General features: G+C 50.4%; 11 protein-coding genes. 8 read left to right on the forward strand and 3 right to left on the reverse strand.

Annotation, left to right across the window (positions count from 1 at the left end; all coding sequences use genetic code 11):
• Positions 1-215 precede the first annotated feature (215 nt).
• Complete coding sequence (locus AC1DF0_RS09700) at positions 216-1,958, forward strand: methyl-accepting chemotaxis protein (RefSeq protein ID WP_477573793.1); 1,743 nt, start codon at positions 216-218, stop codon at positions 1,956-1,958.
• Here the strand turns inward: AC1DF0_RS09700 and AC1DF0_RS09705 are convergent, their stop codons facing one another.
• A complete protein-coding gene (locus AC1DF0_RS09705; protein ID WP_442048270.1) occupies positions 1,959-2,864 on the reverse strand; it encodes a helix-turn-helix domain-containing protein in 906 nt (301 codons plus the stop codon).
• A 177-nt stretch (positions 2,865-3,041) separates the two neighbouring features.
• Between AC1DF0_RS09705 and AC1DF0_RS09710 the strand changes: the two genes are divergently transcribed.
• Positions 3,042-3,464: a hypothetical protein gene (locus AC1DF0_RS09710; RefSeq protein WP_477573794.1), complete on the forward strand. Its 423-nt coding sequence runs from the start codon at positions 3,042-3,044 to the stop codon at positions 3,462-3,464.
• On the opposite strand, the gene AC1DF0_RS09715 is transcribed toward AC1DF0_RS09710, so the two are convergent.
• On the reverse strand, positions 3,465-4,763 hold the full coding sequence (locus tag AC1DF0_RS09715) for a BaiN/RdsA family NAD(P)/FAD-dependent oxidoreductase (RefSeq protein ID WP_477573795.1): 1,299 nt from the start codon (positions 4,761-4,763) through the stop codon (positions 3,465-3,467).
• Between the two features lie 225 nt (positions 4,764-4,988).
• Here AC1DF0_RS09715 and AC1DF0_RS09720 point away from each other — a divergent pair, with 225 nt between their 5' ends.
• The 6 genes from AC1DF0_RS09720 to nadE all read left to right on the forward strand — a co-directional run bounded on the left by AC1DF0_RS09720 (position 4,989) and on the right by nadE (position 9,633).
• Positions 4,989-5,843: a lysophospholipase gene (locus AC1DF0_RS09720; protein ID WP_477573796.1), complete on the forward strand. Its 855-nt coding sequence runs from the start codon at positions 4,989-4,991 to the stop codon at positions 5,841-5,843.
• Positions 5,844-5,957: 114 nt separating this feature from the next.
• Positions 5,958-7,634 carry an ATP-binding protein gene (locus AC1DF0_RS09725; protein WP_477573982.1) on the forward strand — a complete coding sequence of 559 codons (1,677 nt, stop codon included), beginning with the start codon at positions 5,958-5,960 and terminating at the stop codon, positions 7,632-7,634.
• Positions 7,635-7,723: 89 nt separating this feature from the next.
• Entirely contained in the window at positions 7,724-7,867 is a 144-nt protein-coding gene (locus AC1DF0_RS09730) for a hypothetical protein (protein ID WP_442048266.1), read from the forward strand.
• Positions 7,868-7,884: 17 nt separating this feature from the next.
• Positions 7,885-8,292, forward strand: coding sequence for a DUF3905 domain-containing protein (locus AC1DF0_RS09735; RefSeq protein ID WP_477573797.1), 408 nt, complete (start codon positions 7,885-7,887; stop codon positions 8,290-8,292).
• A gap of 78 nt (positions 8,293-8,370) precedes the next feature.
• Positions 8,371-8,805, forward strand: coding sequence for a BrxA/BrxB family bacilliredoxin (locus tag AC1DF0_RS09740; RefSeq protein ID WP_337098286.1), 435 nt, complete (start codon positions 8,371-8,373; stop codon positions 8,803-8,805).
• 18 nt (positions 8,806-8,823) lie between these two features.
• Complete coding sequence (nadE, locus tag AC1DF0_RS09745) at positions 8,824-9,633, forward strand: ammonia-dependent NAD(+) synthetase (RefSeq protein WP_477573798.1); 810 nt, start codon at positions 8,824-8,826, stop codon at positions 9,631-9,633.
• Positions 9,634-9,699: 66 nt separating this feature from the next.
• On the opposite strand, the gene AC1DF0_RS09750 is transcribed toward nadE, so the two are convergent.
• Positions 9,700-10,839, reverse strand: coding sequence for an SGNH/GDSL hydrolase family protein (locus AC1DF0_RS09750; protein ID WP_442048262.1), 1,140 nt, complete (start codon positions 10,837-10,839; stop codon positions 9,700-9,702).
• Between the last annotated feature and the right edge of the window lie 156 nt (positions 10,840-10,995).

Consider the following 10,995-nt stretch of genomic DNA (forward strand, 5'->3'; position numbering starts at 1 on the left):
GTGCTATTTTTCGACAAATGCTGAGAAAGAGTCATTTGGTTTAAAGTTTTAAACTTTTATCCATAAGGATTGAGAAATCGTTATAAGGTCAAGGAAACTATGCCTCTAGTCCCCATTTCATAACCTGTATACGTCTTTGGTCTCATCATCATGTGAGATATACTGACATAAAGGTTAGTGGAATTGGTGCGACATTCATCTTGGGGGTGCTGAATATGAAAAAGAAAATGAATATGAAGAGCTTCAAGTTCAATCTAAGTATGACGGTGAGCCGGAAGCTGACGATTTCATTCCTGACTATTTTTATCATATTGATGGCTAACGGTGTCCTTGTATTCAAAATGACGAAGGAGATGAATAGCCAAACGGCGCAAATCACCGATACTTGGCTTGCCAATATCGACACGATCCATCAAATCAATTATATGATGGAGCATATTTATACGCTGCAGATGCAGGTGGCGCGGACTAGTATAGCGATTAAGAAAGAAATGCTTCTGGCTGAAGGCGATGCCGCGATAGTGGAGATCGATAAGCTGATGAAGGATTACAGCGCGAACAAGTCGGAGGGCGAGGACGAGAGCATGTTCCGATCGCTCGACGGCGAATGGAAGTCGTATATCGCGATTTACCGTAAAGTAATGCTTGAAGCAGCCAAGTGGGACAACGAGGTGAAGATTGAAGCGGCGCTGGCCGAATCGGATCAATCGTTTAATACGATGATGACGTATACGAATACGTTGATTCGCACAAATAATGAAGGCGCGGAAGCGGCAAAGCAGATTAGCAAAGAGACGTACGACAGCAGCAACATGTCGATCTTGATTGGTCTTGTAATTGCAGGCGTCGTTATAGTCATGTTCATTCTCTACATAAGAAGGGCAATTTCTTCTCCTATTCAAAAGACGGCCTTGGTGCTGGCAGAAGTGGCAAAAGGCAATCTGCAAGTGAAAGTCCCCACGGTTCGTAATCGTGATGAAGTTGGACAGATGGTACAAGCTGCGGATACGATGCTGAGTGCATTGCGCGCTTCGATGAATGCGGTCCAGCACGCTTCACTGAACATTACAGGCGCATCGGATGCTCTAATGACCGTATCGGGCAGTAACCGTTCCTCGTCCAAAGCAGCCGCAGACAGCTTTAAGGAAGTTGCCGCAGGCTCAGAGCAGCAGATGCATCGGTTCGAGGAAATTAGCCGGGCAAGCGAAGAGATGGCCGTCGGCGTGTCGCGGATTGCGGAATCAAGCTCATACGTATCGGAGATGTCGGCAGCTGCCACGGAACAAGCGAAGGAAGGCAGTCGAACGGTTCGAAATGTCGTCTTCAAAATGACGTCGATCGACGAGACGGTTCGTCAAGCGGCGGAGCAGGTCCATCGGCTCGAGTCTCATACGCGCAGCATCGGAGTCGTCTCTGATCTGATCGGCAGCATCTCGAAGCAGACGAATCTGCTCGCTTTGAATGCAGCGATTGAAGCCGCAAGGGCAGGCGAGCATGGGAAAGGCTTTGCGGTTGTAGCCGAGGAGGTACGCAAGCTGTCGACGCAATCTGCGGAATCGGTCACACGTATAACGGAGCTTCTTGGCAAGGTCATGGAGGATACAACCGTGACGGTTCAAGCGATGCGGGCGAGCGAGCATGAGACGAAGGAGGGGCTTGCGAGCATAAAGGAAGCGGGAGAGTCGTTCGAGCAGATCTCGAACGCTTCGATGAATGTGCTTAGCAAAATTCAAGAGGTTGCTGCCGCATCCCAGCAGCTTGCGGCAAGCTCGGAGGAGGTTACCTCCTCGATCATGCACATGACTGATATTGCGAGAAGGACATCGGATATTGCCGGTACCGTTGCGGAATCGGCAGAGGAGCAATACAAATCCGCAGAGGATATATCCTCTGCGGCGCAAGATCTAGCCGATATTTCGGTTCAAATGCAGCAGGTCGTTCAGCAATTCAAGCTGTAGTTACCGTTTGAAGTTGCTCCATATCATCTCAGGTCTAACCCCAAGCTCGCCGGCGATCAGCTCGGCGGTGAGCCGCTGGGGCTTTTTGATTTTTCCGTTGCGAATTTTGGAAATCGTCGTCAGCGAGATAAGCGTGGACTGCGCCAGCGAGGTGACGGATACGTTCTTGCTCAGCATCAGCATGCGCAGCTTGTAGGAAGGATCCTCCTCTTGCGAGCTAAGCTGCATATTCATAAGTATAACGACGAAGTTCTTGAAGCTTCGGTTGCCGTTATAGAAAGGCTGAATGAGAGCGCTCGTGGAGTAGCTGCGGTCGCCTAGTTTGAGCTGGAAGTCGATTTTCTCTGCCGTGCGATTGTTTTTGGCGTATTCGAATACGCGCTTTGCTTTGCTGCGGTCATGCTCTAGAACCATATCGTAGATGGAAGTTCCGATATACGACGAGGCTGGTTCTTGAACGGGAGCATAATAATGCTTCAAAGTCTTGATGTTATATTTGTCATCGACGATGGTGGATATCATAATTTTGTTCTGAACGATATAATCGTCAATCCACTTCGTTTCTCTAAGATCTTTGCAAATAAGCACGTAGAAGGTGAGACCGTCGCTTTGAAGCTTGCGGCTGGATAAGCGAATCGGGGCTGGCGTAGATGATTTGGTAACCAAAGCGCATTCTATCGAAGGCGATGACCATTCATCCTCGGAGAGGCTATGAATAACATCGTAGAAGGAGTTGCCTGTATCGGCGGTCGAAATGGCCGAAGAAGGATCCAAATGGAGCAGATCGGATTTCTTAAAGCCCGAGAATTCGGTAAATGCTTGATTAACATCGCGAATATACAGGCGGGATTCCTTTATTTCAATGATAAGCATCGGATCCGAAAGTAAATAAAATAAATGATTCATCGATAACGTCCTCCCATCAGTTCACATGTTTCAAACATAATCATAACTAATTATGTCACAAAAGCTAACATAAAGACATAGTTAAATTTGAAATATTGATGTCCTTAGCAAAAAACAACAATGGAAACATGATTAGCCGTACAAATAGGCATACTAATGGAAACGCAGGAAAGGAAGATGAATTTGATCGATCAATCCGCTATTTTGTTCGAATTCAGCGATGCGCGCAGCGCGGCGCTTGCCTCTGATACGTTAGAGGAGCTAGGTTATGCACCCGTATTACATGATAATAATCGTATACATATTCACATTGAAGGCAGTGATTTAACTTCGGCTTTGGAGATTGCGCAAGCGAATGGAGGGAAGCTGGTGGAGCAGTCGCATATTGCGGAGTGGGCCGTAACCAGCAGCGCTTACGCGCTTGATGCGGTTACCATTCCAGCGCATGTCGTTAACGAGGATTGGGTGGATTCCTATGCCGCCGGAGGGCAGGAGGAGGCTGATCTCCTCCGCAACCGTGACGATGATGCTGATTATGACGATGAGTTTCTGCCGGATGCGGGAACGTACGATCATTTCTCCGGCGATGTGCGGATCTAGCTAGCCTAAGTCGGCCGTTCCAACGCTAAGCGCGGCGTTCGTGCCCGCATTGTAGCCGGTCGTAAAGGCAGCTGTAATATTATAGCCCCCTGTATAACCGTGTATATCGAGTACTTCACCGCAAAAATACAATCCAGGCATGAGCTTGGATTCCATTGTGCGCGGATCGATCTCCTTCAAATGGACGCCGCCGCCTGTGACGAAAGCTTCCTCTAGCGATAACGTACCGTTTATCGCTATGGGGAAGCTTTTGATTTGCGCTGCGAGCGCAAGCCAAGGCTCCTTCGGTATGTTGTCGTACGTAATGTCGCCGGAAATACCGCAGCGATCCAATAGAAACTCGAGCAGCCTTTCTTGCAGGTAGCCGCGCAGGACGTTGCGGATCGCTTTGCGGGGCTCTAGCTTCGCCATACGAAGGGTTTCCTCATACACCTCGGATTCGGTGCTCCCCGGAAGAAGGTCGATAGTTAAGGAAACGGTTGCTCGTGCAGCATTGCTCGGGTCGGCCGCCTTCGTCTGCTTCAATTCCTTCACGACGAACTGACTGCATCTAAGCGCGGCCGGACCCGATAACCCGAAGTGAGTAAAGATCATATCCCCTTCATGCGAGACGAGACGTTTTCCTTTATGGCTCCAAACGGTAAGGATGACGCCGCGAAGCGACAGCCCTTGCAGTTCCTTGGATCGAATCCAAGGTTCGGAGGAAGTAAGCGGCACTTCAGTGGGATATAGCTCCGTAATCGTATGCCCAGCCATCTTCGCCCAAGGATAACCGTCGCCTGTTGAGCCGGTGTGTGGTACGGATTTGCCTCCAGTAGCAATAATGACCGCCTTCGCTTTAATGGCTTCACCGCTTGCAAGTCTAACACCGCTTACGGCGCCATCCTCATAAAGCACCTCATTGACGGGGGATAGCGTTCTTACCGTAACGCGCTGCTCCTTCACCTTGCGTATGAGCGCATCAACGACGGTCTTCGCCTTGTCCGAAACGGGAAACATTCTTCCGTTATCCTCTTCCTTAAGCGCGATTCCCATATCTTCGAAGAACGCGACGATGTCGCGGTTGCTGAAGGTATTCAGGGCGCTGAATAGAAAACGGCCATTGCCGGGTATATGTCTAACGAGCTCGTCAAGCTCCTTCGCATTTGTCACGTTGCATCTGCCGCCGCCGGATATGCCGAGCTTCCTGCCCAGCTTGTCTCCTTTGTCGATGAGCAGTACGTCTGCTCCCCCGCTGCCTGCTGCTGCTGCTGCCATTAGGCCGGAAGGGCCGCCGCCAATAATAATAATGTCGTACATGTTGCACGCTGCCTTTCTGTCTGATCCCTCGGATCGTATCATTTCTTCAAATATAGGAAAGTATCAGTTTCACTCTTATCTTTATGCTTATATTTCTCCGGAATGAAACGAGCCACGCCTCCAAAGGACGGCTTTTGCCGTTTCACCTTCATTGTATCATTCTTTACCGCATAGGTATGCGTTATAATGAAGCCAAATGAAAAGTTAAGAAGGGCGGCGATGCGGATGCTGCGATTGGAAAGGCGTCTGAAAGGTGTAGGGGAAGCACAATTGTACGTGAGGGAGTGGTTGCCGGATGCAGCCGATGACACTGAGGTCAAGGGTGTCGTCTGCGTGCTGCACGGCATGGGGGAGCACGGCGAGCGCTTCTCGCATGTTGCCGAGAGGCTGACGTCCCATGGCTTCGCTGTTGTAGCCATGGATCAGTTCGGCCACGGACATTCATCAGGCAAGCGGGGCCATATGCTGTCGATTGAAGCGACCGTCAGCGAGGCAGGGCTTATGATCGCCGACGCAAGCTCACGGCATCCAGGGCTGCCTCTGTTCTTATATGGGCATAGCATGGGCGGCAATATTGCGCTGAATTGCGCCCTTCGCCTTCATCCGATGCTTACAGGACTTATTCTGTCCAGCCCATGGCTGCGACTGGCGTTTCAACCACCGGAAGTGAAGTTGTGGCTCGCTCGCAGGCTGGCGTCGATTGTCCCGGCGCTGCAGCAGTCAACGGGCTTGAAGACGGAGGACTTGTATCGAAGCGGCAATCCGCATGCAGCCTCCATCGTCAATGACGAGCTGTATCATAAGAAAATTACAGTTCGAACTTTTTTGGAAATACAGCGGGCCGGGGAATGGGCGATCGAGCATATCGATGAGCTTGACGTTCCTGTGCTGATTATCCACGGTACGGCGGATCGAATAACGTCCTTTCAAGCGAGCAAGGAGCTAGCGGCTAGGCTCGGGGACCGATGCGATTGGCTTCCGGTCGAAGGCGGGTATCATGAACTGCACAATGATATCGATGGGGAACATACAATTGTGCAAATGATAGACTGGATTGATCGCAGATGTCAAAACAGGTAGTTTATGTTTTTTGGGAATGATAGTAAGATAGATTATGTTACGTTGCGTCCGAAGGAAATGACATGCTTGAGACATTTGAATAGCAGTTTAGACGCTAGGGGGATCTGATTGTCTGTGTTGAAGGAGCTGCTGCTACAATTCATCTTATCCTTATTGCCGGTGTTTGCTTATCAGCTATGGTATGACAAAGATCGCGGCAGCAAAGACACATCGCTTATTATGTCGCTGCTGGGCGGAGGCGCAATGGCTCTATGCATGATTACTTCGCAGAGCGTGCACGGTTATGAGCTTGATTTTCGTCTCATTCCTTATACGGTTGCTTCTCTATACGGCGGACTGCCGACCTTAGTCGTATTGACCATCGTATATGCAGTATTCCGCATACCGATGCTTGACAACTTGTCCGAATTCGTAATTTTCAGCGTATTCATCATTATTTTCATGATGGGGATGTCGGCGACATTACGTCATTTTCATCGCGTATCTTCGCTTCGCAAGAAACGGATCGGGCTATTTATCATGTCTTTGATATGCCTCTATTACTCTTTAACCTTCATCTTATATTTTTCTGTTCAGCAAATTCAATTTAACGCAGAGATCATAAGTTCATTATTAATAAGCATTGTTGGAACTTTGCTTGCAATGTGGTTGTCTATCTATATGATCGAAAGCGTCAGGGAGAAGAAGCTTCTGTATGATGAAGTTACCCGCGTGTCGGCCAATTATCGCAACGAGGTGGAGAAGCTTCAGCAATTCATTGACGAGACGTCGTTTGCGGTTGTGCTGCTCGATAGGGAAGGTATTGTTACCCATATTAATGAACTAGCGATCAAGCTTCTTAGGTTGAAGCCGGAGTTCAATAACGTGAAGCTATTGCTTGGGGAATCATACCGCGATATATTCGTACCTGAGTTAGCAGCGGCGTACGAGGAGCTGTTGCAGAAAGCATTGAACGGCGATAGAGAAACGCTCCAGCCCTACATCGAAGGCGATAAAATATTGCTCAAATCCGCGTTCTCGATCCGATCTACGGTTAACGAACAGGTCGCTGGGGCAGCGCTGCTTGCGCATGACGTTACCGAAATTAATCAATTGCGCGACGAGGTTGGCCGCATGGAGCGCCTGAGCCTTGTCGGCCAGATGGCCGCAAGCATAACGCATGAAATTCGGAATCCGATGGCTGTCATTCGCGGCTTTGTTCAACTCATCCAGGAGCGCAGCGGACAGACCCATCATGATTATTTCCGTATTGTGATGGAGGAGTTGGATCGCGTCAACAGCATTATAAGCGACTTCTTATCGCTTGCGCAGAATAGAGCACTAGCTATGGAGATGAGTTCGCTTAATGACATCATTAGGGATATGAAGCCGTTGCTGGAAGCCGATGCGAACTTGCGCGGGCAGTCGCTGCTGGTTGAATTAGGCGAGGATATGCCATCGATTATGGTGAACGATCGTGAAATTAAGCAATTGCTGCTTAATCTTGCACGAAACGGTATGGAGGCCATGGACGAGAAGGGCATTCTCACGATTACTACGGAATATAAGGACAACGTTATCGAGCTTCGTATCGTCGATGTTGGCGTAGGGATCCCGCAGGAGAAGATGAATAAGCTGTTCGAGCCTTTCTTTACAACAAAGACGCGAGGAACGGGACTCGGGCTGCCGCTATGCCTTAGTATTGCAGAACGGCATAACGGCCGAATCGATGCTTATTCCACAGAAGGCAAAGGTACGACATTCGTTGTAAGCTTTAATATACATACGCAAGAGGTCGGAATAGCGACATAAGGTAAGCGGTCAATGCGCATACTAGCTTCGAAACCAACAGGACTGGCTTGAATGATTTCGAGCCGGAAGCTGGAAGGAGGAGAGCAAGCATGGCGCAAAACAATAGGGGCGACAAAGGCAGCTCACGCGAGCAGCGGCAGCAAGCAGCCAACAATACGGCGAAATCCGGCAAGGCTGCTGAAGAAGCAGGCTACGATAAGAAGTTGAACGGCCCGAATCGGCCTTCGATCTAGCAAGGAGGCGCTTGCGAATGGCTGATGAAGAGCAGCAACGTCATCCCGAACAGAGCGCGATGAAGGATGATCCCGCGCTAGATCCGTATGAGATCGAGTTTCTGCCGGAATTCCGTGAAGGAAGAGGCGAACGCGCCCCTTTCGTCAATGAACATGGTGTCGTGATCGGCGATCACAATTACGAATCCGACCATTCTCCGCTGTCGCAATGGAGCGTGGAGACGGATCCGGCTATCATGGCGGGAGATCAGTGGGTGCATCCATTCAAGGACATCGGCTTCCAAACGGCAGAGAACCGAGATTATTTCGAACGGAAAATCGCTCCGCAGGCAGGCATTTTTATGCATCTTGACAAAAATGCGGCTTACGGTGCGGGAGAGCCGGATAAATCGGCGGATATGGCGATAAATGAGCAACCGGAGTGATGAGCTCCGGTTGCTTTATTTTCGTAAGGGACGGTATAATAGTAGCTAAAATCATGTAATTTAAGGGAGTGTTCTACAATGTCTATGTCCTTCGAAAGATATATGTTAGATATGGTTCAACCGATGCGCGACGATCTTACCCGTATCGGCATTCAAGAGCTTCGTACACCGGAGGAAGTGGAGGCAGCCGTTCCGAACGCCAAAGGAACAGCGCTTATCGTAGTCAACTCCGTATGCGGCTGCGCAGCAGGCCAATGCCGTCCAGGCGTAGCAGAAGCGCTTCAGAACGAAGTAACGCCTGACCACCTGTACACGGTGTTCGCAGGTCAAGACAAAGAAGCAACGGCGAAAGCACGCGAATATTTCGCGCCGTACCCGCCATCTTCCCCTTCGATCGCCCTGATGAAGGACGGAGAGCTTGTTCATTTCATTGAACGCCACCAAATCGAGAACCGCTCGGCAGCAGACATCGCAGCAGATTTGACCGATGCATTCGACCGGTTCTGCAAATAAGAAACGGAGACGATACTTATGAGCTTGCAGCGCGAAATCATTGAACGTCTTGGCGTAAAGCCGGAAATTGAGCCGGAAGCGGAAATCCGTAAACGGGTCGACTTCCTGAAGCAATACGTCAAGCAATCGGGAACAACGGGTTTGCTGATCGCGATCAGTGGCGGCATTGACAGCGCGGTAGCGGCAGGACTGTGCAAACGCGCTACCGACGAGCTCAGCGAGGAGTCGGGCCAAGAATACATTACGCTCGGCGTCTTCCAGCCGTATAGTGACCAAGCGGATATTCACGACAGCTACGCCGTCGCTGAAGCTTTCGGGCTTACGCATAAAGTGGAGACGAATATCGGCGAAGCGGTTGACGAGATCGCGCTCGAAGTCGAACATGGGTTTAAGTCGCTGGGCATTCACCGTCATCTTAGCCGCGGCGGCAAAGGCAATGTGAAAGCAAGAACGCGTATGGTCATGCAATACGCGCTTGCCTTCGATATAAATTTGCTTGTCGTTGGCACCGACCATGCTTCGGAGGCCATTACCGGCTTTTATACGAAGTGGGGCGATGGAGCTGTAGACGTTACGCCGCTTAGCTCGCTGAACAAGCGCCAGGTTCGTTTGCTGGCATCGCACCTCGGCGTACCGCAAAGCGTCCTTGACAAGGCGCCGACCGCGGGACTATGGGACGGTCAGACCGACGAAGACGAACTTGGCATTAAGTACGATGAGAATAGCGCCTACCTCGAAGGCAAAGAAATTAGCGAAGAGGCGCGCGAGAAGCTTGAGAAGCAATATTTGAAAACCGAGCACAAACGATCGCCGATTCCAGGCATCTAACTTGGTTGCAGCACATAGAGAGAGGCAGCAGAAAACGCTATTCTAGCGTTTCATGCTGCCTTCTCTTTATTTATGATACCAAGCTAGAAAAGCTTCAGCGACATCCGCTCCCGCTCTGCCGTTCGGATGGGGGTCATTGCCCGGACTCATATATTCGTCCTTGAGCTTGTTCTCATGAGGCGCAGCCTGCCCGAGCGCCTTCGCGATATCGAACACGCGATCCACGCGCGACGGCGCTTGCTGTCTGATCCATTCGTTAACGGTCCGCCACACCTCTTCATGAGCGCCTTCGAAGTTGAAGGCCGGCAGGGTGAAAAGAATAAGGCTGGTTTCGTGATTAGCTGCCTTCAATTGCTCGATAATCGAGGTTAGGTCACCAATCAATTGCTCTGCGCTGCGGTTGCCTGTTCCAATGTCGTTGACGCCAAGACATATCGCGACCTCATTACCTTGCTTTGCTTTATATAGCCATGGGCTTTCCGGGGTAAGATCATAGGCGCGGGCCCAACCGCTGCCGATATTCCACACGCCGATGGATGGCGCCAAACCCTCCGCGATTCGAGCCGACCAGAACGAGTAGCCATCCTTTTCCGTACGCACGCCTTGCGTAATGGAATCGCCGAGAAACACAAGATGTTTATCAATGGACCGTTCGTAAGCGATCATGGATGGCAACACCTGCCGATTGCCGGCGGGCAAGAATCCTTCCGCGCTATGTTGCGCCGCAAGATTGCCGGCAGCTTCATAAGCAGAGGCTAGCAGTGTCTCTGTATTGTAAGGAATACCGTCCTCCGGACCGTACGCCGCAATCGCCCATGTAAATACAAGCGAATGCCCCTCGGGAATGAATAAGTCTACCGGATCGCTCCAGAAGCGCTCGCCTGGCAGCACCTGCTTCGAAGCGTCGCCATTGAAGGTGATCGTGTGCAGGCTGCCAGCCTGAGCTGCACCATCAGAGTGCAGGCCGCCATCGCCGATCGTACAGCTCTCGATTCGCCAAGCGCCGCCTTTATCGGAAGCCTTGGATTCAGTGCCGTCTGACCAAGTGGAATCAACGGCGTTGCTATGCCATAATTTCAAGCGAAGCGCGCCATACTCGCGCGGCTTCACATAGGTTCGGAAAGTAATCGTTGTCTCGCCGGTCGGTCTGTACATAAAGTTGGCTGCAGACGACAAGGCGGTAACGGATGTATAAGTACTGGTCACGCTGTTCAACTCCTAGAGTCAAAATAACTGCTGCTAACTCAAACTATCATTTTTCGAAAGGTATGTCACTATTACAGTTATAACCCATACATTCCCAAATTACGGGTAGCGCTTTCATAGTCGAAATGATATGATTCGGTTACATACATTATTCGA

Source organism: Paenibacillus sp. 05T425 (genome assembly GCF_056396205.1).

What these genes read in the sequence shown, in the direction of transcription:
- AC1DF0_RS09735 (WP_477573797.1), top strand. Translation starts at nt 7,885, where the DNA reads ATGGCTGATGAAGAGCAGCAACGTCATCCCGAACAGAGCGCGATGAAG.
- AC1DF0_RS09720 (WP_477573796.1), top strand. Translation starts at nt 4,989, where the DNA reads ATGCTGCGATTGGAAAGGCGTCTGAAAGGTGTAGGGGAAGCACAATTG.
- AC1DF0_RS09710 (WP_477573794.1), top strand. Translation starts at nt 3,042, where the DNA reads ATGAATTTGATCGATCAATCCGCTATTTTGTTCGAATTCAGCGATGCG.
- AC1DF0_RS09715 (WP_477573795.1), bottom strand. Translation starts at nt 4,763, where the DNA reads ATGTACGACATTATTATTATTGGCGGCGGCCCTTCCGGCCTAATGGCA.
- AC1DF0_RS09740 (WP_337098286.1), top strand. Translation starts at nt 8,371, where the DNA reads ATGTCTATGTCCTTCGAAAGATATATGTTAGATATGGTTCAACCGATG.
- AC1DF0_RS09730 (WP_442048266.1), top strand. Translation starts at nt 7,724, where the DNA reads ATGGCGCAAAACAATAGGGGCGACAAAGGCAGCTCACGCGAGCAGCGG.
- nadE (WP_477573798.1), top strand. Translation starts at nt 8,824, where the DNA reads ATGAGCTTGCAGCGCGAAATCATTGAACGTCTTGGCGTAAAGCCGGAA.
- AC1DF0_RS09700 (WP_477573793.1), top strand. Translation starts at nt 216, where the DNA reads ATGAAAAAGAAAATGAATATGAAGAGCTTCAAGTTCAATCTAAGTATG.
- AC1DF0_RS09705 (WP_442048270.1), bottom strand. Translation starts at nt 2,864, where the DNA reads ATGAATCATTTATTTTATTTACTTTCGGATCCGATGCTTATCATTGAA.